This is a genomic window from Nocardioides proteolyticus, assembly GCF_051280635.3.
In the GTDB taxonomy this organism is placed as follows: domain Bacteria; phylum Actinomycetota; class Actinomycetes; order Propionibacteriales; family Nocardioidaceae; genus Nocardioides.
In genome coordinates, this window is record NZ_JBNBPO030000020.1 from 64,096 (window position 1) to 87,147 (window position 23,052).

Genomic DNA, 23,052 nt, shown 5'->3' on the forward strand with positions numbered 1-23,052 from the left:
ATCGGCGCCGCAAATCATTTACGGCATTTCTTCATGGATTTTCTGCCACCAGTGCCAGGACGGCCTCGCCGTACCGCTCGATCTTGCTCGGGCCCACGCCGTTGATCCGCGCCAGCGCGGCCATCGAGACCGGCTTGTGCTCGGCGATCAGCTCCAGGGTGGCGTCGGTGAAGACGACGTACGCCGGCACGGGCCGGCCCTCCTTGCCGTCCTCGTCCCTGCCCAGCTCGCGGGCCGTCTCCAGGCGCCAGGCCTTGAGCCGGTCGAAGAGCTGCTCGTCGTAGCGCACCGGGTGGTGGGCGCACCGTCCTCGCTTCTTCTCCGCCGCGCTGGTCAGCGGCTGCATGCACTCGCGGCAGCGGGCGACCTTCGTCCGGCTTCGTGGCGCCTGCGGCTGCTGGCTCTCGGGCAGCATCGGCATGAGAAAGCGCGACGGCTGGCGCCGCGCCGCCTGGCCGGGGTTGCGCGCGGCGGCCCACGAGACCATCAGCTCGCGCCGGGCGCGGGTCATCCCGACGTAGAGCAGCCGGCGCTCCTCCTCCACGGCGTCGCGGACGCCACCGGACGCCGACGAGGCCTGCTCGGCATAGCTGATCGGCACCGTGCCGTCCTGCACGCCGCAGCAGAACACGGCGTCCCACTCCAGCCCCTTCGCGGCGTGGAAGGTGGCGAGGGTGACGCCGTCGGCCGTGGGGGCGTGCTGCTCGGTCGCGCGGCGGTCGAGCTCCTCGACGAAGGTCGCGAGGGACGCCCCGACGCCGTGCTCGTCGGCGAACTCGGCCGCCTGGTCGGCCAGCGCCTGGAACGACTCCCACCGGTCCCGCACCTGACCGCGACTGGTGGGCGGCTCGACGGTCCAGCCGATCGACGCCAGCACCGCCTTGACCACCTCGAGCCACGGCCCGTCGGCCTCCCCGGAGCGCGCGGCTCCGCGCAGCCGGGTCACCGCCTCCCGCACCTCCCGGCGCTCGAAGAAGCGAGCGGCGCCCCGCACGACGTAGGGCACGCCCCGGTCGGTCAGCGCGTCCTCGAAGGTCTCCGACTGGGCGTTGATGCGGAACAGCACCGCCATCTCGCCGTACGGCGTCCCGGCGCGGTGCAGCCGGGCGACGCGGTCGGCGACGGCCCGCGCCTCGGCCACCTCGTCGGGCTCCCCCACGTAGCGCACCGCCGGGCCGGCGGGCTGCTGCGATCGGAGCTCCACCCCGGCGCTGGGCGTGCCGGCGAGCAGCCGGTTGGCCTCGCCCACGATCTGCGGCGTCGAGCGGTAGTTGCGAACCAGCTCGATCGAGGTGGTCCCCGGGTGCCGGCGCGGGAAGTCGCGGAGATAGCCGGCGTCGGCGCCGGCGAACGAGTAGATCGTCTGGGCGGGATCGCCGACGACGCACAGCTCGTCGCGGCCCCCCAGCCACAGGTCCAGCAGCGCGGACTGGAGCGGCGAGACGTCCTGGAACTCGTCGACCACGAACCACTTGTACTGGCGGCGCACCTGCGCGGCGACGCGCTCGTCGGAGGCCAGGACGCCGGCGGTGAGCAGCAGCACGTCCTCCATGTCCATCCGGCCCTGGTCGCGCTTGACCTCCTCGTAGGCGGCGAAGACCCGGCCGATCGTCTCCGGAGCCTGGTCGGCCACCGACCTCCCCCGCGCCGGGGCGACGCGGGCGTAGTCGTCGGCTCCGACGTTGCTCACCTTGGCCCACTCCACCTCGGACGCGACGTCGCGCAGCAACGCCTGGTCGGCGCGGAGACCGAGGTTGCGACAGGCCGCGGCCAGCATCGGGATCTTGGACTCGGTCAGGGTCGGCAGCTCGGTGCCGTGCACGTGCGGCCAGAAGTACCGCAGCTGGCGCAGCGCGGCGCTGTGGAACGTCCGCGCCTGGACCCCCGGCGCGCCCAGCGCCCGCAGCCGCTGGCGCAGCTCACCCGCGGCACGGGTCGTGAACGTCACCGCCAGCACCTCGGTCGGCGCGTAGACCCCGGTGTGCACGCCGTGCGCGATCCGGTGGGTGATCGCCCTGGTCTTGCCGGTGCCCGCGCCGGCCAGGACGCGCACCGGACCGCGCAGCGTCTCGGCCACCTGCCGCTGCTCGGGGTCGAGCGCCGAGAGCAGCCGGTCGACTGCCTGGGCGGTGGTGCCGGGACGCCCGGACTGCGTCATGCGCGGGAACAACTCCTTCGCGAGATCGGTTGTGACAGGACCTGGTAGACAGGGCCAGACCCTAGACGGCGGAGGCGACAGTCCGATGAGCTCCTTCACGATGTACACGACCACCTGGTGCGGCTACTGCCGGCGCCTCAAGAGCCAGCTGGACCGTGAGGGCATCAGCTACGAGATCGTGGACATCGAGCAGCAGCCGGAGGCCGCCGCGATCGTGGAGTCCGCCAACAACGGCAACCAGACGGTGCCGACCCTGGTCTTCGCCGACGGCACCGCACAGACCAACCCCAGCGTCGCGCAGGTCAAGGAGAAGCTGGCCTCGCTGGCCTGACCCGGTCGCCGGCCGGAGCACGACGGCTCCGTGGCGGGTGGGCATGCTCACCAGCTCCCCGGCAGCGCCCCGCCGTACCAGTGCTCGACCAGCGACCGGCTGATCGACACCCCGCCCGGCAGGACGAGCGAGCCGTCCTCGGCGCCCGCCCGCATCTGCGCCCGGGTGAGCCAGCGGGCCTCCTCGACGTCCTCGTCGTCGAGCCGGATGTCCTCCGACACCGCCCTGGCATGGAAGCCGAGCATCAGGCTGGACGGCAGCGGCCAGGGCTGGTTGCCGAAGTAGGTCACCTCCCCCACCACGACGCCGGTCTCCTCCAGCACCTCACGCCGTACGGCGTCCTCCAGGGTCTCCCCGGGCTCGCAGAACCCGGCGAGCGTGCTGAACCGACCGGGCGGCCACCGCGGGTGCCGGCCGAGCAGACACCGCTCGTCGTCGGCGCCGGGCTCGCCGGCCGTCACCAGCATGATCACCGCCGGGTCCGACCGTGGGAACTGCGGCTTGCCGCAGCCGGTGCAGAGCAGCTCGTGGCCCGCCGCGCGCGGCACCAGCCCCGCACCGCAACGGGGGCAGTGCCGGTGGGCCCAGTGCCACTCGGCCAGGCCCAGGGCGTGGAAGAGCAGCGGCGCGTCCGCCGCCGACGACTGCAGCAGCGGCAGCAGCCCTCGCAGCGGCAGCCAGGTCTCGCCCTCGGCGCGCGCCGCGTCGGCCGGGACGATCACCCCCCACCACGTCGTACCGTCCCGCTCGCCGAGCAGCAGCCGCATCCCGTCGGGGGCCTCGGCGGTGGGCAGCCACTCCAGGCCCTCGGGGCCCGGCCGGACCCTCGTCCCGGCGATCACCAGCACCCGGCTGGCCGGGTCCGACCAGCGCTCCTCCAGCCACGCCTCGTCGGTGCGGAGCAGACCGAGCCGGTCGTGCGCGCCCTGCGACAGCGCGAGGTGGGGATAGGTCACGCTCCCGAGCCTAGGGGCCGCCGTCCGCCGGCCGGTCAGCGCAGCAGCCGCTCGATCTCGGCGCGCCCCGGCAGGTCGTCGTGGACGACGAGCCGGTCGGTGCGCACGTAGTAGAAGCCGGCACGGACCCGCTCGATCGGGACACCGGCCAGCTCCGCCCACGCGAGCCGGTAGACCGCGAGCTGGAGGGGATCGGCGGTCTGGCGCGCGTTGGTCTTCCAGTCGACCACGAGGTACGACGCCGCGCCGGTCGCCGCGCCACCGGCCGCCTCCTCGTAGACCGCGTCGATCCGCCCGCGCACCACCTGCCGGCCGCTGCCCGCGGCCCCCAGCACGAGGGCGAACGGCGCCTCCACGGCGAGCGGCACGCGGGTGCCGAAGGCGCCGGCCTCGAAGGTGCCGATCAGCTCCTTGAGGTCGGCGTCGTCGTCGATGCCCGCGTCGGCGCGCCCGGCCAGCTCGTCGGGGTCGAACAGACCCTGCTGGCCGAACCGGGCCTCCACCCAGGCGTGGAACCGGGTGCCGAACCGGGCGGCCGGAGCCGGTGGGCGCGGCATCGGTCGCACCAGCTCGCGGGCGAACGCCTCCGGGTCGTCGCGCAGCCGCGCGAGGGCCGTGGTGGACAGCGACGAGGGCAACGGCACCACGAGCTCGGAGGAGCGGTCCTGGCGCGCCTCGGTGAGCAGCCGGTCGATCTCGGCGTCCCACTCCGCCACCCGCGACGCCTCGACGAGGTCGAGCTCGGGGTCCGGCGCTGTCAGGTCCACGTCGCGGACGAGCACCGCCGCCGCCAACCGCCGGGCGGCCTCGGCGCCGACCCCCTCCACCGGCCAGGGCCGGGCGGGGTCGTCGGCGTCGTTGGGGTTCGCGGCGCCGCGCTCGGGCCGGTCGAGCCACGTGACGGGCTCGGACCACTCCTCGCAGAGCTCCCGGATCACCTGCTGGAACGGGGAGGGCCCGAACGGGGTCTTCCGCTGGCCCCAGAGGAACGACGAGACGTGCAGCTGGTGGGCCGGACGGGTGACCGCGACGTAGCCCAGCCGCAGCTCCTCCTCCGCCTCGTGGGCCTTGGTGTCCGCCCGATAGGCGTCCAGCGCCGCCTTGTCGTGACCGTGCAGCTGCGGCAGGTCGGCCGCGTCGCCCCGCAGCGGCGCGGGCAGCACCGACGGCGAGGAGACCCACAGCGACCTGCCCTGGGTGCTCGGGAACCGGCCCTCGCAGGCGCCGGACAGGAACACGACGTCCCACTCCAGGCCCTTGGACCGGTGGACGGTCAGCAGCTTGACCGAGTCGGCCTCCGACGGGGTGGCGACCTCCAGTCCGTTCCCGACCTCGTCCTCGGCGGTCAGCCAGGCGACCAGCGCAGGCAGGGTGACGTCGCCGTCGACCGCCTGGAAGTCGGCGACCGCCTTGACGAAGAGGTCGAGGTTGTCGCGGCGTGACGCCGCGGCCGGGCTCACCGACGACGCCAGCTCGACCTCCACGCCGGTGACGTCGATGATCCGCCGCACGAGGTCGAGCAGCGGCTCCCCGACCGCGGCCCGCAGCATGCGCAGCTCGTCGCGCAGCAGGCCGAACCGCTCGAGCGCCTCGGGCGAGTAGTCGGCCTCCCCCGGGTCGGCCAGGGCGTCGTCGAGGCAGGGGATCTCGGCCGGGTCGACGCCGTCGGCGATGCCGACCAGCTGCTCGGTGAGCGAGCCGGCGTCCTCGCCGCGACCGCGGGCACCGGCCAGCTCGAGGGCCCGCTCCCCCAGCAGCTTGAGGTCGCGTGGCCCGATGGACCACCGCGGCCCCGCGAGCAGGGTGAGCAGGGAGGCGTTGTCGGCGACGTCGCGGAGCAGCTTGAGGGTGGCGACGACGCCCGCGATCTCGGGCAGGCGCACCAGCCCCGACAGCCCGACGATCTCGACCGGGACGCCGGCGGCGGTGAGCGCGTCGAAGACCAGCTCGGCATGCTGGTTGTCGCGGCTGAGCACGGCGACCTGGGACCACGGCGTGCCGCGCTCGTGGGTGGCGTGCACCTCGCCGGCCAGCCAGGCCAGCTCCTCGGCCTGCGTCGGGAAGACCTGGGTCGTCACCCGCCCCGGCTCGGCGCTGCCGTGGCGCAGTGGAGCCACCTTGTCGCCGTACTTGTCGTAGAGGGGCTGGGCCAGCCGGTTGGCGACGTCGAGGATCCGGGTGTCCGAGCGGCGGTTGATGGTGAGCGGCAGCACCGGAACGCTGCCGGCCGCGGCCGGGAACGCCTCGGGGAAGTTGACGATGTTGGAGACCGACGCACCGCGCCAGCCGTAGATCGCCTGGTTGGGGTCGCCGACCGCCATGACCGGGTGCCCGCCCCCGAACAGCAGCGACAGCATCGTCGCCTGGGCGACGGAGGTGTCCTGGTACTCGTCGAGCAGCACCACCTTGAACCTGGCGCGCTCCGCCTCGCCGACCTCCGGCTGCTCCTGCGCCAGGCGGGCCCCCAGCGCGATCTGGTCGCTGAAGTCCATCAGCCCGAGGTCGTGCTTGAGCCTGCGGTAGGACGCCACCAGGCCCATCAGCTCGGCCCGGCGGTCGATCACGTCGATCGCCTTCTGGATGGCCGCGAGATAGGTCTTGCGCGCCTTGCCGGCCAGCTCGGCCGCGTGCGCCCGCTGGAAGGAGCGCCGCTCGGCGGCGTCGAAGTCGAGCAGGCGCTCCGGCGGGACGAGGTGCTCGCTCATCGCGCCATCGAGGGCGAGGAGGTTCTGGATGACCGTGGGCGGGTGGTCGGAGAGCTTCTCGACCGGCCCCTCGTAGCGGTCGACCGCCCGGGCGCCGAGCTGGTAGCGGGCCGCGTCGGTGATCACGCGGGTGTCCGGCTCGTGCCCGATGCGCAGCCCGTGGTCGGTCAGCAGTCCGGCGGCGTAGGCGTTGTAGGTGGAGACGGTCGGCTCCAGCACCTCGTCGTCGGGGTCCCCGCTGGCGCTCGTCGCGAGGTCGAGCGCCCCGGCGTCGGCGAGCGCCGTGCGCACCCGCTGACGGAGCTCGGCGGCGGCCTTGCTGGTGAAGGTGAGGCCCAGCACCTCCTCCGGCCGGACCTGGCCGGTCAGCACCAGGTAGACGACCCGCGCCGCCATCAGGGTGGTCTTGCCGGATCCTGCGCCCGCGATGACCACGGCCGGGGAGAGCGGTGCCGTGATCGCGGCCCACTGCTCCGGGCTGGGCGGGAACTTCGCCCGCATCGCGCGCTGCAGGTCCGCCGGCGTGTCGAGCGCGATCATGCGCTGACCACCGATCCCGCGCTCCGCGCCGGGCACAGCGGCAGGAAGCCGCACTGCCGGCAGTGGTCGCCGGCCACCGCCGGGAACCGCTCCTCGCGCAGCAGCCGGGCGGTGTGGACGATGTGGGCGCGGAGCGCGGTCCGCTCCGCGCCGTCGTCCTCGTGAGCGTCCTGCGGCTGCACCACGGGAGCCGTGGACCCGTCCTCGAGCCCGAGCTGGACGAGCTCCGCGCCGCCGGACCGGAGGCCGGCCAGGCCCTCGTCGGGTCGGTCGAGGGCTCCGGCGTCCACGGCGTACTGGTAGAGCGCCAGCTGGAGGTGGGCCTTGACCTGGGGGCCGCTGAGCGCCGAGCGGCCGGTCTTCAGATCCACCACGACCACGCGGCCGTCGGCGTCGAGCTCCACCCGGTCGGCGTAGCCGGCCAGGCGCACCTGCTCGCCGTCGTCCATGGTGACCACGGTGGAGAACCGCGCCTCGGTCTCGAGCAGCGTGCGCCGGTTGTCGGCGTGCCAGGCGAGGAAGCGCTCGATCGCGGCGCGCACCCGCGCGTGCTCGCGCTGCCGGGACCAGGGCGTGCGGAACTCCAGCCGGTCCCAGACCTCGTCGACCTCGGCCATCAGCGCGTCGGCGTCCGCGGGTGCGGCTCCCTGCGCGACCCGCTCGGCGAGCGCGTGCACGATCTGGCCGAGGTTGGCGGACTGGTGGGTGCGGCTCACGCCGCCCGCCTCGCGCTCGAGGAACCAGCGCGCGGGGCAGGCCGCGACCGACTCGAGGATGCTCGCCGAGAGCGGGACGGGGCGGTCGGCCTCGCGGATGGGCGTCGCGGAGCGGCTCGCCGCGCGGGTGCCCCACCAGGTGGCGGGGTCGGCGGCCGGGACGAGCGGGCGCCGGCGCACGGACTCGCCGGCGAGGCGGGCCAGGCGCCGGGCAGCGGCCTCGCGCAGCGCGGGTGAGGTGGTCGGGTCGGCGACGGTGCGGCGCAGCTCGGCGACCAGGCCCGGCATCGACAGCGGCCGCGCCGGGCGGCCGACGACGTGGCGGATGTGGTCGGCGTCGGGCACCAGCTCCTCCAGGAACCGCGACGGCTGCTCCCCCTCGTCGTCGGGCGAGCGCACCGCCGTGACCACGAGTCGCTCCTGGGCGCGGGTGCACGCGACGTAGAAGAGGCGCCGCTCCTCGGCGAGCAGCTCGCGCGGCGTCACCGCCGGGACCACCCCGTCCTCCCCGATCCGGTCGGCCTGGAGCAGCGTCGTACGACGCCGGAGGTCGGGCCAGCCGCCGTCCTGGACGTGCGCGACCACGACGAGCCGCCACTCGAGCCCCTTGCTGCGGTGGGCCGTCAGCAGCCGTACGGCGGCGCCGCGGGCTCCGCGCTCGGCCAGGGTCTCGGCCGGGATCTCCTGCTGGACCAGGCTCTCGAGGAAGGGCGCGACCCCGAGGTGCTCGCGGCGCTCGCCGGCGCGCACCGCGATGTCGAAGAGGGCGCAGACTGAGTCCAGGTCGCGATGGGCGCGGCGGGCCGCGCCACCGCCCGCCTCGACCGACCGTCGCAGGCGCTCGGGCCAGGTGGTGCCCGACCACAGCGTCCAGAGCAGCTCCTCGGCGCTGGCTCCGCCGTCGAGCTCGGCACGCGCCCTCGCCAGGAGGGTGCCGAGCGCGCGCGCCCGCTGCGCCTCCTCTCCCTGGAGCCCCTCGAGGAACCCGGGCTCGACCACCGCGAGCCGCACCAGCTCGCGGGAGGGCCGCGGAGACGTGTGCGCCGCCTGGGCCAGGTCCTTCTCGCGGGCGCGCAGGTGGCGGGCGAGGCGCCGCACGTCGCCGGCGTCGAGCCCTCCCAGCGGGCCGGAGAGCAGGGCCTCGGCGCGGCCGGCGTCGACGTGGCCCACGTCGTCGGGGTCGGTGTTGTCGAGGTTGACCACGGCCCGCAGCGCGTCGAGCAGCGGCAGCACGGCCGGGTCGCGCACGAGCGGGACCTCGTCGGCCGCCACCTCGACGGGCACTCCCGCGGCGCCGAGCGCCCGTCGCAGCGGACCGATGCTGGCCCGACCGGACCGCACGAGCACCGCCATCTCGTCCCAGGGGACGCCGTCCTCGAGATGGGCGCGACGCAGCAGGTCGGCGAGGTGGTCGGCCTCGGCGCGCTCGGTGTCGAAGGTGCGCACCACGACGCGGCCCTCGCCGTGGGCGCCGCCGGCGGCGACCGGCCGCAGGAACGCCTCCCGAGCGTCCTCGGGGATCGAGCCGGGCAGACCGATCCGGCCCGCGACCCGCTGGGCGGCGAGCAGGATCCGGGGGCCGAACCGTCGCGTGGTGCGCAGGGCGACCACGTCGGCCGGCGCGCCGCCGGCGCGCGGGAACTCGGTGGGGAACTCGAGGATGCCGCGCACCTCCGCTCCCCGGAAGCCGTAGATCGACTGGTGCGGGTCGCCGACGACGACGAGGTCGCGGCCGTCGCCGGCGATGGCGTGCAGCAGCGCCACCTGGCCGGGGTCGGTGTCCTGGTACTCGTCGACGAAGACGTGCCGGAACTGGTCCCGGAGCTCGTCGCGGTGCACCTCGGCCTCGATCCGCGCACGACGGATGAGGTCGGCGTAGTCGGTGGCTCCCTGGCTGTCGAGGGAGTCGAGGTACTGCTCGAGGAAGAGGCCGGCGGCGACGTACTCCTCGATCCCCTCGGCCTCGCCGAGCCGGCGCAGCCGGTCGCCGTCGAGGCTCTTCTCGCGCGCCCGGGCGAGCACGGCGTGGACCTCGCGGGCGAAGCCCCGGGTGCCGAGGGCGTGCCGGAACCGCTCCGGCCAGCGCACCGACTCGGGGTGGTCGGCCAGCAGCTCCCGCAGCACGACGTCCTGCTCGGGCGCGGAGAGCAGGCGCAGCGGTGCCTCGTAGAGCTCCGCCGGGGCGTAGCGACGCACCAGCGCATAGGCGAAGGAGTGGAACGTGGAGCTGAGCTGCATGCCGGTGGTGCGGCCGAGCCGCGCCGTGACGCGGTCGCGCAGCTGGTCGGCGGCCTTGCGGGAGAAGGTCAGGGCCAGCACCTCGTCGGGCCGGGCCCCGCGCCGCTCGATCCGGTCGACGATCGCCTCGACCAGCGTCGTCGTCTTGCCCGTGCCCGGCCCGGCGAGCACGAGCAGCGGCCCGCCGGCGTGGTCGACGACCCGGCGCTGCTGCTCGTCGAGCGTCGGCGCCGGGGCGACCGCCGGTGCCGGCGCGATCCGGTACGTCGTCCGCTGCTCCACGACGCTCACTCAACCACCCGGGCGCGACACAATCCGGCGACCTTCCGGACTCGGGTCACCGCAGCTCGAAGTCGGCGAAGTCGAACCCGGGCGAGACCAGGCAGCTGACCAGCGCGTCGCGGTCCGCGGGGAGGGTCCGCTGCCACACCCCGGCGGGCACCAGCCCCTGCGGCGACTCCGGCCCGACCACCAGCCGCTGCGCCCGGGCCTCCTCCGGGCCGGCACCCGAGCCGCCGAGCTCGACGGTCACCGTCCCGGAGTGCGCGAGCCAGATCTCGTCGGACCGCACCCGGTGCCACGCCGACGACTCCCCCGCCCGCAGCAGGAAGTAGATCAGCGTCGCCGTCGGCCGGGTCCGCCCGTCGGCCAGGGTCACCGACTCCGGGGACGCCCAGGTCTGGCGGTACCAACCGCCCTCGGGATGGGGCGAGAGGTCGTGTCGTACGGCGAGCGGCGGTCGGTCCACACCGCCAGTCTGCCGCCTCCGCCGTCCGCCACCGCGACGCGGTCCGGCAGCCGTCGTCGTACGACGGAGTCCTCAGGAGTCACCTCGACAGGGTGGTCCAAAGGAGGCGGAAAAGGCGAAGGGCCCTCGTGAGTATGAGTCACAAGGGCCCTTCTGGTTGACCGGTGCTGGTGACGATCCCGGTCGAACCGCCAGCGCTGGGATCCCACGAGCCCCGTCACCCGGCTCGTGCGGCCGGCGTCTCCGTGAGGAGCCGCCCTCGTCGCGGTCCCGGAGGACCTCGGCGGTGGCCGTCTGGATCCCGCCTTCCGGCGGTTCCCGCTCTCCCGGAGGAGTGCGTGGGAGAAGTTCTACGCCCGTCGGAAGCGGTCCCGCAAGGGCTTCGCCCCGAAAGTTCGGGCATTTCTCGGCCCTCCACCGACGGTCGGCGTGTCCTCCACAGAAGGGGGTCGATCGTCCACAGGTCCGGGCCGCCCCTCCCCAGCACGGGCAGGTCGCTGTGGAGGAGTGAGTACTGCTACTCAGCGCTGCTGAGTCGGTCGGCCGTGCCCGCCTCGGCTGCCGGATGCGGGAATGGTGGGATGCGCTACGCCGACCCCACCCTGTGCCCCGACTGCCGCTCGGACCTGCCCCGCGGAGACCTGCGCTGCCCGACCTGTCAGCTGCTCGTCCGGCACCCGCTGGCCGTCCAGCTGTTCGGCACCCTCGAGGCCGCCGACGGCCTGCTGGCCCGGCTCCGCTCCGTCTCCGCCGACGTCCACACCCGCCCGGAGCCCGCAGCTCCGGCCGCTCCGGCCGCTCCGCTGCCGGCCTCCCCGCTGCCGGCGCTCCCGCCCGCACCCGGTCGACCGCTCGCGTCCCGACCGGCTCCCGCTCGGTCGGGCGTGCCGCTCGCCTCGGTCCCCCGGATCCTGCTCGGGCTGGGCGCGCTCTGCCTCCTCGTCGCCGCGGTCGTCTTCCTCGCCGTCTCGTGGTCGGCGCTCGGCGTCGGCGGCCGCACCGTCGTGCTCGCCGCGCTCACCGTCGTCACCGGCGCGGGCGCCGTGCTCCTCCAGCGGGCGGGGCTGCGGATCGCGGCCGAGTCGCTGGTCGCGGTCGCGCTCGGCCTGCTCGCACTCGACGTGCTCGGGGCGGGTGCTGCCGGGTGGTTCGGCGACGCCTCCGGTGGCACGATGACCCTGGCTGCAGGGCTGGTGGTGGCGACGGCCGCCGCCGGGCTGGCCGCGGTCCGGACCCGCCGCAGCACTCCGCTCCTCGCTCCGCAGGTGATCTCGGGGCTCGGCCTCCTGACCGCCTACGTGGGCGCGATGGACGCCACCGACCACCGCCTCCTCGCCGGTCACGCCCTCACGTCCCTCGGCGCCGTCGCCGTGCTGGCCGCCCGCTCGGCCGGGCTGCCCACCCTGCAGTGGAGCCAGCTGGCCGCCGGCTCGGTGGCCTGGCTGGGCACCGCCCTCGTCGCCCTCGCCGGCGCGCTCGGCGACCCGAGCCTGCGTCAGCTCTGGCAGGAGGGGTCCGGCTGGGCGCTGCTGGTGACGGCGGGGTTCCTGCTCCTGCCGGGCCTCGTCACCGGCTCGCACCGGATGCGCGTGGTGGGTGCCGGCCTGGCTGCCACCGTCGTGACCGCTCTCGCCACACTGCCGGTCATCGACACCGACGCCACGACGGTCGGCCTGGTCGCGCTCGGCGCGACGGGAGCGTGGCTGGCCGCGCTCGCCGCCCTTCCCCGTCCGCTGCGCGCGGTCGCGGCGGCTCCCGCGACGGCCGGCACCGCCGTGCTGGCCGCGCTGACGCTGGTGACCTGCGCGGTGGCCGCGGCACGGTGGATCGAGCTCGGCGGGCTGTTCGCGCACCCGGCCGGCGTCGTGCTGCGGCGTCCGGAGCCGGTCACCGAGCCACTCCTCCTCGTCCCCTCCCTGCTGGCGATGGTCGCCCTGCCGGCGCTGCTGGCCGACCGCCGCCCCGCGGCCCGGACCTGGCTGCGGGTCGGCGTCGTCGTCAGCGGCCTGGGCGCGGCCACCACGCTCGCGTCGTACGACGTGGCGCTGGCGGCGCCCCTGGCGGTGCTCGGTCTGGTCGCGCTCGCGGCGGCCGCGGTCGCGCTGACCTCACGACACGGCGGCGCGACCGCCCACGGCGCGACCGCCCTGGCCGTCGCCGGCGGCGCCTGCCTGGTCGCGCTGCCGAGCTCGGCGCTGACGACGGTGGCCGCAGGGGTCGCCCTGGTCGTCGCGCTGGGTCTGACGCTCGCCGGACACGGCCGGACGGTGCGGGTGCTGGCCGGGGTCGCCACCGCTCCCCTGGCCGGCCTCCTCCTCGCGGCGGCCGTCGACGTGCTCGGCGCGGGCCGCGGCTGGGTCGCGGTGCCGGTCCTCCTGGCGGTGGGCATGCTGGCGGTGGTCCTCCCGCGACCCGAGGTCGAGGTGGCTGCCGCGGCGACCGCGGTCGTCACCCTGCCGGTGTCGCTGGTGACGGCCGCCGATCCCGGTGGACTCGCCGCCCTCTGGCTGACGGTGGCCGGCTGCCTCGTGCTGGCCACGGCCCTCGTCCACGACTCCCGCCGCGGTGCCGCCTGGGCCGGCGGCGCGCTGCTGCTGCTCGCGTCGTGGGTACGGCTCGCCGACCTCGACGTCCGCACGCCCGAGGCCTACACGCTCCCCCTCGGCGCCGTCCTCGTCGGTCTCGGGCTCTGGCGGATGCACCGCGAGCCGTCGGCGGGCACGGTCGAGACCCTGCTCCCGGGGCTCCTGCTGTCGACCCTGCCGACCGTGGTGTGGGTCGTGGGCGACCCGGTCTCGCTGCGCGCGCTGCTCCTCGGCGCCGCCTGCCTCGTCCTGGCGGTCGCGGGCGCGACGCTGCGGTGGAGCGCGCCGCTCGTCACCGGCGCAGCCGTCGGCGCCGTCGTGGTGGTCTGCGAGATCGGCCCCTACGCGAGCGAGCTGCCGCGGTGGCTCTGGATCGGCCTGGCCGGCGCGCTGCTGACGATGGTCGGCATCACCTGGGAGCGCCGCCTGGTCGAGGTCCGCACCGCCGCCGGCTATCTCGGCCGGCTGCGCTGAGCCGACGGCGACGCTCCCGGGATCGCGGGCGGCGGCGAGGGCGTCGGCGGTGCCGCCGAGCGGACCTGCTAGACAACCGCCATGGCTACCACTGCACTCGGGGGCAACCCCGTCACCACCGTCGGCGACCTCCCCGAGGTCGGCTCCACGGCGCCGGCCGTCGAGCTCGTGGGACCGGACTTCAGCACCGTCACGCTGCCGCAGGGCAAGCGCGCGGTGCTGAACATCTTCCCCAGCATCGACACCGGCGTGTGCGCGGCCAGCGTGCGGAGGTTCAACGAGCTCGCCAGCGGGCTCACCGACACCGCGGTCATCTGCGTCTCGCAGGACCTCCCGATGGCACAGGCCCGGTTCTGCGGCGCCGAGGGCATCGACAACGTGCAGGTCGGCTCCGCCTTCCGGTCCTCCTTCGGCAGCGACTACGGCGTGGCGATGACCGACGGCAAGTTCGAGGGCCTGCTGGCCCGGTCGGTCGTCGTGGTCGACGCCGACGGCACGGTGCTCCACAGCGAGCTGGTGCCCGAGATCGCGACCGAGCCCGACTACGACGCCGCGGTCGCCGCCCTGGGCTGAGGCGGACCCGACGGCGACCGGGCCGCCGGGCGATACCTGGAGCGGCCCTGGGGCGGCGTCAGTCCCGCGTCGCGGGATCCCAGAACGCACGCGGCATGTCCAGGCGGCCGCCCTGCCGCCGCGGCGTGCCCTCCGCGACGTACTGCTCGAGCGCCCGGTCGCCGTGGCTCGGCGGCAGCGTCCCGTCAGCGCGGACGACCCGCCACCACGGCACCGGTCCGCCGTGCCGGGCCATCACCGAGCCGACCTGACGGGCGCCGCCGCCCACCACGGCGGCGAGGGCGCCGTACGTCGTGACGCGACCCGGCGGGACCTGCTCCACCAGGTCCAGCACCTGCTCGACGTAGGCCTCGTCCACGGAGGTCAGTTATACGCCGAGAGCCCCGTCCGGCGGGACAGGGCTCTCGGGTGCTCCCTCGGGATTCAGATACGCATCGGAGCCCCGGTCCGGGCGGTGGCGCCGAGGGGACCGGGTCGTCTGGACCAACGAGGAGGCGGGCCCGCCGTTACGCTCGGCGGACTCAGTAGGCAGGCTGGCTCGGGTCGACCTGGTTGACCCAGGCCACCACGCCACCGCCCACGTGGACGGCGTCGTCGTAGCCGGCTCCCTTCACCACGGCGAGGCACTCGGCCGAGCGGACCCCGCTCTTGCAGTGGAGGATGACCTGCTTGCCGGAGTCGACCGGAGGCAGCTGCGCGAGCGCGTTGCCGTTGAGGAACTCGCCCTTCGGGATCAGCACGGAGCCGGGGATCCGGTTGATCTCGAACTCGTTGGGCTCACGCACGTCGACCAGCACGAAGTCGCGGCTGCCCTCCTCGCGCTCCTTGAGCATCGAGTCGAGCTGGGTGACCGAGATGGTGGCGTCGGCCGCCGCGTCGGCCGCCTCGTCGGAGATCGCGCCGCAGAAGGACTCGTAGTCGATCAGCCCGGTGACGGTCGGGTTCTCGCCGCACAGCGCGCAGTTGGGGTCCTTGCGGACCTTCAGCTTGCGCCACTCCAGCTCGAGGGCGTCGTAGATCACCAGCTTGCCGATCGCCGGCTCGCCGGTGCCGACGAGGAGCTTGATCGCCTCGTTGACCTGGATCGAGCCGATCGAGGCGCACAGCACGCCGAGGACGCCGCCCTCGGCGCAGGACGGCACCATGCCCGGCGGCGGCGGCTCGGGGTAGAGGCAGCGGTAGCACGGCGCGTCGTCGGCCATGGTCGGCGCGAAGACCGAGGCCTGCCCGTCGAAGCGGTAGATCGAGCCCCAGACGTAGGGGATGCCGAGGAAGTACGCGGCGTCGTTGACCATGTAGCGGGTCGCGAAGTTGTCGGTGCCGTCGACGATCAGGTCGTAGCCGCGGAAGATGTCCATCACGTTGTCGTTGTCGAGGCGCTCGTTGTGCACCACGACCTGGACCAGCGGGTTGATCTCGGCGATCGACTCCTGGGCCGACAGCGCCTTCGGCTTGCCGATGTCGGACTGGCCGTGGATGACCTGGCGCTGCAGGTTGGACTCGTCGACCTCGTCGAACTCGGCGATGCCGAGCGTGCCGACGCCAGCGGCGGCGAGGTAGAGCAGTGCGGGGCTGCCGAGGCCGCCGGCACCGATCACGAGCACCTTCGCGTTCTTCAGCCGCTTCTGCCCGGCCATGCCCACGTCGGGGATGATGAGGTGGCGGCTGTAGCGGCGTACCTCGTCGATGGTCAGCTCGGCGGCCGGCTCGACCAGCGCGGGAAAGCTCACGGTGTCTCCTGTGCTCCAGAGGTGATGGGGGCGGTCCAGGGGTAACGCGGCCGGCACCCCCGGGTGTTCCCTCGACCCCACCATGGTCCCCGTCACGTCCCGGGGCCCCGTGCCACGTCCCGTCATCCGGACCACGGCGGCTCCGGACCCCGGGCCGTGTGCACCCGCCCCGTCGACGGTGCGCACCGCTACCAGCGAGTAGGCTCCACTCCGTGGTGACGGACCAGTACGACCTGGAGGAGACGCGACGACGCGGCGTACGCCTCCCCCGTCGCGAACGGCGGGCGCAGCTGCTGTCCGCCGCGCTCGAGGTGTTCGTGGCGCAGGGCTACCACGCGGCCGCCATGGACGACATCGCGGAGCGAGCCGGCGTCTCGAAGCCGGTGCTCTACCAGCACTTCCCCGGCAAGCTCGAGCTCTACCTCGCGATCCTCGACGCCGCCTGCGACTCGATCATCGCCAACTGCCGCGCCGCCCTGGAGTCCACCCAGGACAACAAGCAGCGCGTGGCGGCGGCCATCGACGCCTTCTACGGCTACGTCGCCCACGACACCGGCGCGTTCCGGATCGTCTTCGAGTCCGACCTCACCAACGAGCCGGCGGTGCGCGGCCACGTCGACCGGGTCACCACCGAGTGCGCCGACATGATCGCCGCCGTGATCCACGACGACACCGGGCTGCCCGCGCCGGCCTCCCGGCTCCTGGCGGTGTCGCTGGTGGGAATGGCGCAGGTCAGCGCCCGGTTCTGGCTCACCAACGAGGAGGGTCTCGGCGCGCTGAGCCGCGACGAGGCCACCCAGCTCGTCGCGGGCCTCGCCTGGCGCGGGATCCGCGGCTACCCCAAGACCGACGACCACTAGGGCGTCCGAGTAGGACGTCCGAACTAGGCTGGTGGCAGGCGGCCGGGTCACCCCGTCCGTCGCGCCCCCAACGAGGAGAGTGACCATGACCGTCGAGGTCAAGATCGGTGTCCAGAACACCGCCCGCGAGCTCGTGCTCGAGACCGACGAGACCAACGAGGACGTCGCTGCGCTCGTCAAGCAGGCGCTGGCGGACGACGCCGGGGTGCTCACCCTGACCGACACCAAGGGGAAGGTCACCGTGGTCCCCACCGCCAAGCTCGCCTACGTCGAGATCGGCCGCAGCATCGTCGGGCAGGTCGGCTTCCGCTCCTGAGCGGAAGCAGCGGCCGGCACCGACGGCCGACGTGGGCAGCCGGGCGGCCGGTCGAGCGGCCGGAATGGTGGGGGCGACGGTGACGCCCGAGACCTACACTGGCGGCGTGAGCGCATCGCGAAGCTATGAGTACGCGCGCCTGTGGGTGCCGCTGTACGACGCCGCTGCGCTCGCCGTGACCCGGCCGGTCTACCTGATCGAGGCCGCGGACGGGTTCGAGGGCATCGCGGCGGAGAAGAACACGACCCTGATGGGCCTCTTCACCGAGCTCGGCCGCCGGGGCTGGCGGATCGACACCACGCCGCTGCGGGTCACCCACGCCTCGCCGGAGCTCCAGCTCCTCATCGACGCCACCCTCGACGAGGCCGATCATGCGGTGTCGCCCGACGAGGTCGCCCACGCGGTCGGCGGGAGCGGCGACCCGGCCGGAGCGGCGACCGAGTTCGACGTCTACGGGATGCGCCGGCGCAGCGACCGCTGAGCCCGGCCCCGCTGAGCCCGGCCCCGCTGAGCCCGGCCCCGACGCGGCCAGGTCACGGCGCGAACAGGTCGCCGTGCTCCTCGACCCGGGCGAGCACCCGGGTGGGACCGAGCTGCTCGATCGCCAGCGGATCCTCCGCGCCCGCCTCCACCTCGTCCCAGCCGAGCGGTGCCGCGACCTGGGGCCGCGGGGTGCCGCGCAGCGAGTAGGGCGCCACCGTGGTCTTGGAGCCGGCGTTCTGCGACCAGTCGAGGAACACCTTGCCGCGCCGCTTGGCCTTGGTCATGGTCGCCGTGACGGCCTGCGGATGCTCGGCCTGGAGCTCCTCGGCCACCTCGCGGGCGAGGTCGCTGGTCTCCTCGGAGGGAAGCGGCTCGGCAAGGCGCGCGTAGAGGTGCAGGCCCTTGCTGCCGCTGGTGACCGGGACCGCGTCGAGCCCGCGCCCGGCGAGCGCCTCGCGGACCAGCAGCGCGACCTGGCAGCACTCGTGGAGGCCCGCCGGATCGCCCGGGTCGAGGTCGATGACCACCCGGTCCGCGCCGACCGGGTCGTCGTCGGCGTCGACGGTCCACTGGTGGACGTGGAGCTCGAGGGCGGCGAGGTTGACCGCCCAGATCAGCGTCGGCAGGTCCTCGATGATGGGGAAGACGAGCGTGTCACCGTGCCGGCTGGGGCCGCGGCTGCCGGTGGTCGGCACCTCCGCCGTGCGCACCCAGGAGGGGGTCCCCGCCGGTGCGTTCTTCTCGAAGAAGCTCATGTCGCCGACACCGTGCGGCCAGCGGATCCGCGTCACCGGCCGACCGGACAGGTGGGGCAGCAGCACCGGCGCCACCCGGGCGTAGTAGTCGAGCACCTCGCCCTTGGTCGTGCCGGTCTGGGGGTAGAGCACCTTCTCGAGGTTCGTCAGCCGCAGGGTTCGTCCCTCGACGTCGACATGGACCTCGGTCTGGGGGTGGTCGGCCTTCCGCGGCATCAGCGCTCCTCCAGCAGGTCGTCGGGCGAGAGGTCGGTGCGGACGCCCTGGTACGACGGCTGGCGCAGCCGGTCGTAGCCGAGCCCGTGGCTGTCCACCTCGACCACGACGGACGGCTCCACCCACGTGGTGCCCTGCGCGTCGACCCGGGGCACCTCGTCGACGAACGGCGTGCCGGCCCGGGCGAGCCCGCCGAGGAGCTCGGTGAGCAGCCGCGACTGCTTCGCGCCGATGCCGCTGCCCACACGCCCCCGGTAGAGGAGCCCGTCCCGGGTCGGCTGGCCGACCAGCAGCGAGGCGAGCCGGTCGCTGGTGCCGGTCTGCGGCCGCCACCCGCCGACGACGTAGGAGCTGCGGTGCCGGTGCGCGAACTTCAGCCAGTGCGGGCTCCGCACCGCCGGGCGGTAGCGGGAGTCCTGCCGCTTGCTGACGATGCCCTCGAGGCCCTGCGCCCGGGTCGCGTCGAGCAGCATCGGCCCGTCGTCGTACGCCGCGGGGACCTGCCAGCCCGACCGGCCGAGGTCGAGGTCGGCCAGGCGGCGTCGGCGCTCGGAGAGCGGGAGCTCGAGCAGGTCCTCGCCGTCGAGGCGCAGCAGGTCGAACACCATGTAGGTGGCCGGGATCCGCTCGGCGAGGCGCGCGATGGTCGTGGTCCGCCGGACGTGCATCCGCTCGGCGAGGACCCGGAAGTCCGGCACTCCTCGCTCGTTGAGGGCGATGATCTCGCCGTCCACCACCGCGTCGCGCAGCGCGCCCGGCGGCGTGCCGAGCTCGGGCCACGCGACGGTGATCCGGTTGCCGTTGCGACTGGTGAGGATGACGTCGCGTCCCTCGACGATGCCGAGCGCGCGCACGCCGTCCCACTTCACCTCGTGCTGCCAGTCCTCCCCCGCCGGCACGTGACTGCCGGAGGTGGCCAGCATGGGCAGGAGGGCGGGCATGGGGCCATCATGCCGGGCGGCACGTCCGGCAGGGCCCGGCACTCACCCGCCTACCGGACCGGCCTCCTCGACCCGGTCCGCCACGAGCTCGGCGATCGCGAGGCTGGAGGTGGCGGCGGGCGAGGGCGCGTTGCGCACGCTGGTGACGCCGTCGGCGGAGGTGATCCGGAAGTCGTCGAGGAGCGTTCCGTCGCGGTCCACGGCCTGGGCACGGACGCCGAACCTCGAGCGCACCACGTCGCCTGGACCGATCTCGGGCACGTAGCGCTGCGCGACCCGCATGTAGGCCCGCTTCGACAGCGACCCCCGGACCTCGGTCACGCCGGTGCGCCAGTGCTGTGCCGCCATCCTCCAGAAGCCCGGCCAGGTGGCGATGCTGCCGACATCGGCGAGCCGCAGGGACGTACGGCGGTAGCCGTCCCGGTGCAGTGCGAGGACCGCGTTCGGGCCGACCTCGAGCCCACCGGACACCCGCCGCGTGAAGTGGACGCCCAGGAAGGGGTAGCGAGGGTCGGGCACCGGGTAGACCATGCCCCGGACGAGGTCCTGCTTGCCGGGCGCCACGGCCAGGTACTCGCCGCGGAACGGCACGATCCGTGGCGCGGGGTCGTCACCGACGAGCCGGCCGAGCCGGTCGGCCTGCAGGCCGCCGCAGAGCACCAGCTGCTGCACCCGGTGCCGGCGCTCGCGCGTCGACACGGTGATCGACCCGGCGCCGCGGCTGACGCCGGTGACCGGCGAGGAGAGCAGCACCTCTCCCCCTGCCGCGACGACGTCGGCCGCCAGCTGCCGCGCGACCGCGGCGTAGTCGGTGATGGCCGTCCGCGGGGAGTGCAGCGCGACGAGGCCGGCGGCGTGCGGCTCGACCTCGCGCATCGCCGCCCGGTCCAGGCGGCGCAGCTCCGGCACCTGGTTGTGCCGGGCGGTCCGCTCGAGCGCGTCGAAGCGGCCCAGCTCGTCGGACGCCACCGCCACCACGAGCTTGCCGCACTCGACGTAGGGAAGGCCGTGCTCGGCGCAGTAGTCGCGGAGCAGGCCCCGGCCCCGCGCGCACAGCGCCGCCTTCAGGGTCCCGGGCCGGTAGTAGAGGCCCGCGTGCACAACTCCGGAGTTGTGCCCCGTCTGGTGCGCACCGACCCGGTCCTCGGCCTCGAGGACCACCACCTGGTCGCCCGGACGGCGCCGGGTGAGCTCGCGGGCGACGGCCAGCCCCACGATGCCGCCGCCGACGATCCCGATCCGCCGCTCCACGACCGACATGCTCGCAGGCGGCTGTGCGCGCTTTCCACGGGTACCCTCAAGGACATGCGTGCGATCTGGAAGGGTGCCGTCTCCTTCGGCCTGGTCAGCGTGCCGGTCAAGCTCTACAGCGCGACCGAGAGCCACGACGTGTCGTTCCGCCAGGTGCACGCCAAGGACGGAGGCCGGATCAAGTACCAGCGCGTGTGCTCGATCGACGGCGAGGAGGTGCCCTACTCCGACATCGCCAAGGGTTACGAGACCGAGGACGGCGAGATGGTGATCCTCACCGACGACGACCTCGCGAACCTGCCGATGACCTCCTCCCGCGAGATCGCGGTCGAGAAGTTCGTGCCCAGCGACCAGATCGACCCGATGCTCTTCGAGAAGTCCTACTACCTCGAGCCCGAGGGCAGCGGCGCCAAGCCCTACGCCCTGCTCCGCCAGGCGCTGCTCGACGCCGACCGGATGGCCGTGGTCACCGTCGCCCTGCGCCAGCGCACCACGACCGCGGTCCTGCGCGTGCGCGACGACGTGATCGTCCTGCAGACGATGATGTGGCCCGACGAGATCCGCACGCCCGACTTCAAGGTCGAGACCGGCGAGGTCAAGGACGCGGAGGTCAAGATGGCCCAGATGCTGGTCGAGACGCTCTCCGGCGACTTCGACCCCGACGAGTTCGAGGACGACTACGCCGAGGCGGTCCAGGCCGTCGTGAAGGCGAAGATCGAGGGCGGCGAGGTCCAGCGCACCGAGACGTCGACGAAGACCGGCGGTGAGGTCGTCGACCTGCTCGCCGCGCTGCAGCGCTCGGTCGACGCGGCGAAGACGTCCCGCGGCGAGACGACCGACGGCGGCCCCGCCGACGACGCCGACACCGACGCGGAGGACGGCGGCTCCCCGCGGCGGTCGACGAAGAAGGCGGCGGGCAAGAAGGCCACCACGAAGAAGTCGGCGGCGGCGGCGAAGAGGTCGGCGGAGAAGGAGCCGGCGCAGAAGTCCGGCGCCAAGAAGGGTGCGGCCAAGAAGACGTCCGCCAAGAAGTCGTCGACGCGGAAGACCGCGGCGAAGAAGGCTGCCGCCCGCAAGGCCAGCTGAGCCGTCGTACGGCGCCCGGCGGGCGACGCCCGGCCGCCGGGATCAGTCGGTGGCGTCCTTCGCCCGCTCGATCAGGTCCTTGGCGGCATCGATGGCGCGGATCCGACCGCTCGTGACGGTGGTGCCCTCGTCGGACTGCAGGGCGGTGGGGATGCCGATCAGCTCGGCGTCGTTGTTGATCGCCATCCCGCCGGAGTTGCCCGGGGCGATCCGGGCGTCGGTGTCGAGCTCGGACCGCGGTCCGAGCTGCGGGTCGTTGAGCACGGTGGAGATGACGCCGGTGGTGACCGTGATGGACTCCCCCGCGCCGGCGACGGCCGGGAACCCGAGCACCGTGACGTCGTCCCCGGCCCGGAGCTCGGCAGAGGTGCCGACCGGCACCGTGGGCAGGTCCGGCTCCTCGGTGAGCTCGTTGCCCTCGGCGTCGGCGTAGATCTCGACCACCGCGACGTCGAGGTTGCCGTCGGCCTCCACCACCCGGGCGCGGTAGGTCGCCGGCGCGTTGGTGTCGGTCATCCCGTCCGTGAGCGAGATCAGGAGGTACTCGGGGTTCGCGATGTCGCCGATCGACGGCCCGTACTTCTCCTCCAGCCCCTCGGACTGGGGCGCCGCGACGTGCGCGTTGGTCAGGATCAGCCCGTCCTCGCGGATGATCGACCCGGACCCGTGGTAGGTGCCGGTCTGCCCGGTGGAGAGCTGGCGGGTCTCGGCCGTGATCTTCACCGTCGCCGCCTTCGCGGCGTCCAGCTCCGCACCGGTGAGCGACCCCATGGTGTCGCCCGTCGGCCCCTGGCCGTCGGACCGGTCGCCCCCGGCGGCCCGGGAGCCGTCGTCGTCGCGCGTGAGCCACAGGCCCAGCCCGAGCACACCCACGATCAGCAGCAGCACCCCGGCGGCGCCGCCGACGACCGCGAGGCGACGGCCCAGCCGGCGACGGGCGATCCGCCGCTCCTCCTCCTGCGCGGAGAGGATCGGCACGAGAGTGAGCTCCGGCCCCGCGACGGGGTGACCGAGCCGGAGACCGGTCCGCTCGTCGAACTTCCGCATCGTGACCCGCCGGCCGTCGAGGTAGGAGCCCTCGTTGGACAGGTTGGTATAGGTCCATCCGCCCGGCACCGCGTCGATCCGGCCGTGCATCCGCGAGCAGGCGGGGTCGCCGATCACCACCGTGCAGTCGGCGCGTCGGCCGACCGTGATGGCGGCCGGGTGCCGGAAGCGGTGCTCACGGCCCTCGGCGACCAGCAGCAGGTCGGGCCCGGTCCGCTGCGGAGGCGGCCCGAAGCCGCCCTGCGGGCCGACCGGGGCGGCGGGCGTGGCCGCCAGCACCTGGGTCGCGTCGTTGCCGGCGAGCGGCGGCGGCAGGCCGGGGGCGCCGGCGGGACGGCCGGCC

The 23,052-nt window shown here is 74.3% G+C and carries 18 protein-coding genes; 7 read left to right on the forward strand and 11 right to left on the reverse strand.

What is annotated here, in order from left to right:
* Positions 1–31 precede the first annotated feature (31 nt).
* Positions 32–2,158: an ATP-dependent DNA helicase UvrD2 gene (locus ACPOLA_RS13110; protein WP_435770884.1), complete on the reverse strand. Its 2,127-nt coding sequence runs from the start codon at positions 2,156–2,158 to the stop codon at positions 32–34.
* Positions 2,159–2,243: 85 nt separating this feature from the next.
* On the opposite strand from ACPOLA_RS13110, the gene ACPOLA_RS13115 reads away from it, so the two are divergent.
* Entirely contained in the window at positions 2,244–2,489 is a 246-nt protein-coding gene (locus ACPOLA_RS13115) for a mycoredoxin (protein ID WP_435770885.1), read from the forward strand.
* A 47-nt stretch (positions 2,490–2,536) separates the two neighbouring features.
* Here ACPOLA_RS13115 and nudC read toward each other — a convergent pair whose 3' ends face one another.
* Genes nudC through ACPOLA_RS13135 form a run of 4 tightly spaced genes read right to left on the reverse strand, consistent with a single transcriptional unit; the run spans position 2,537 to position 10,392 of the window.
* Positions 2,537–3,445 (reverse strand): NAD(+) diphosphatase, encoded by a 909-nt coding sequence (gene nudC, locus ACPOLA_RS13120; protein WP_435770886.1) that lies wholly within the window; start codon positions 3,443–3,445, stop codon positions 2,537–2,539.
* A gap of 35 nt (positions 3,446–3,480) precedes the next feature.
* The gene (locus tag ACPOLA_RS13125; protein WP_435770887.1) at positions 3,481–6,690 is read right to left on the reverse strand and encodes an ATP-dependent DNA helicase; all 3,210 of its coding nucleotides are present in this window, start codon (positions 6,688–6,690) and stop codon (positions 3,481–3,483) included.
* Positions 6,687–9,926, reverse strand: a complete 3,240-nt coding sequence (locus ACPOLA_RS13130; protein ID WP_435770888.1) for an ATP-dependent helicase — start codon at positions 9,924–9,926, stop codon at positions 6,687–6,689. The genes ACPOLA_RS13125 and ACPOLA_RS13130 overlap by 4 nt, the downstream gene beginning before the upstream one ends.
* A gap of 55 nt (positions 9,927–9,981) precedes the next feature.
* Positions 9,982–10,392 (reverse strand): cupin domain-containing protein, encoded by a 411-nt coding sequence (locus tag ACPOLA_RS13135; RefSeq protein ID WP_435770889.1) that lies wholly within the window; start codon positions 10,390–10,392, stop codon positions 9,982–9,984.
* A 581-nt stretch (positions 10,393–10,973) separates the two neighbouring features.
* Between ACPOLA_RS13135 and ACPOLA_RS13140 the strand changes: the two genes are divergently transcribed.
* Complete coding sequence (locus ACPOLA_RS13140) at positions 10,974–13,451, forward strand: SCO7613 C-terminal domain-containing membrane protein (protein ID WP_435770890.1); 2,478 nt, start codon at positions 10,974–10,976, stop codon at positions 13,449–13,451.
* 81 nt (positions 13,452–13,532) lie between these two features.
* Positions 13,533–14,024 carry a thiol peroxidase gene (gene tpx / locus ACPOLA_RS13145; RefSeq protein WP_435770891.1) on the forward strand — a complete coding sequence of 164 codons (492 nt, stop codon included), beginning with the start codon at positions 13,533–13,535 and terminating at the stop codon, positions 14,022–14,024.
* A 58-nt stretch (positions 14,025–14,082) separates the two neighbouring features.
* Here tpx and ACPOLA_RS13150 read toward each other — a convergent pair whose 3' ends face one another.
* Positions 14,083–14,382 carry an MGMT family protein gene (locus tag ACPOLA_RS13150; RefSeq protein WP_435770892.1) on the reverse strand — a complete coding sequence of 100 codons (300 nt, stop codon included), beginning with the start codon at positions 14,380–14,382 and terminating at the stop codon, positions 14,083–14,085.
* 163 nt (positions 14,383–14,545) lie between these two features.
* Positions 14,546–15,754, reverse strand: a complete 1,209-nt coding sequence (gene moeZ, locus ACPOLA_RS13155) for an adenylyltransferase/sulfurtransferase MoeZ (protein ID WP_435770893.1) — start codon at positions 15,752–15,754, stop codon at positions 14,546–14,548.
* Positions 15,755–15,966: 212 nt separating this feature from the next.
* On the opposite strand from moeZ, the gene ACPOLA_RS13160 reads away from it, so the two are divergent.
* The 3 genes from ACPOLA_RS13160 (at position 15,967) to ACPOLA_RS13170 (ending at position 17,411) form a co-directional block, all read left to right on the forward strand.
* Positions 15,967–16,614: a TetR/AcrR family transcriptional regulator gene (locus ACPOLA_RS13160; protein ID WP_435770894.1), complete on the forward strand. Its 648-nt coding sequence runs from the start codon at positions 15,967–15,969 to the stop codon at positions 16,612–16,614.
* Between the two features lie 85 nt (positions 16,615–16,699).
* Complete coding sequence (locus ACPOLA_RS13165; RefSeq protein WP_435770895.1) at positions 16,700–16,930, forward strand: DUF3107 domain-containing protein; 231 nt, start codon at positions 16,700–16,702, stop codon at positions 16,928–16,930.
* A 106-nt stretch (positions 16,931–17,036) separates the two neighbouring features.
* A complete protein-coding gene (locus ACPOLA_RS13170; RefSeq protein ID WP_435770896.1) occupies positions 17,037–17,411 on the forward strand; it encodes a hypothetical protein in 375 nt (124 codons plus the stop codon).
* 52 nt (positions 17,412–17,463) lie between these two features.
* On the opposite strand, the gene ligD (ACPOLA_RS13175) is transcribed toward ACPOLA_RS13170, so the two are convergent.
* From ligD (ACPOLA_RS13175) to lhgO, 3 genes are read right to left on the reverse strand one after another with little or no spacing between them, the layout of a single operon-like run.
* A complete protein-coding gene (ligD, locus tag ACPOLA_RS13175) occupies positions 17,464–18,384 on the reverse strand; it encodes a non-homologous end-joining DNA ligase (protein ID WP_435770897.1) in 921 nt (306 codons plus the stop codon).
* On the reverse strand, positions 18,384–19,325 hold the full coding sequence (ligD, locus tag ACPOLA_RS13180; RefSeq protein WP_435770898.1) for a non-homologous end-joining DNA ligase: 942 nt from the start codon (positions 19,323–19,325) through the stop codon (positions 18,384–18,386). Before ligD (ACPOLA_RS13180) ends, ligD (ACPOLA_RS13175) begins: the two co-directional genes overlap by 1 nt.
* Before the next feature lie 42 nt (positions 19,326–19,367).
* Complete coding sequence (gene lhgO, locus ACPOLA_RS13185; protein ID WP_435770899.1) at positions 19,368–20,576, reverse strand: L-2-hydroxyglutarate oxidase; 1,209 nt, start codon at positions 20,574–20,576, stop codon at positions 19,368–19,370.
* Between the two features lie 54 nt (positions 20,577–20,630).
* Here lhgO and ku point away from each other — a divergent pair, with 54 nt between their 5' ends.
* On the forward strand, positions 20,631–21,662 hold the full coding sequence (gene ku / locus ACPOLA_RS13190) for a non-homologous end joining protein Ku (RefSeq protein WP_435770900.1): 1,032 nt from the start codon (positions 20,631–20,633) through the stop codon (positions 21,660–21,662).
* 42 nt (positions 21,663–21,704) lie between these two features.
* Here the strand turns inward: ku and ACPOLA_RS13195 are convergent.
* Positions 21,705–23,052, reverse strand: a 1,348-nt coding sequence (locus ACPOLA_RS13195) for a trypsin-like peptidase domain-containing protein (RefSeq protein ID WP_435770901.1), incomplete at its 5' end; no start/stop codon positions are given.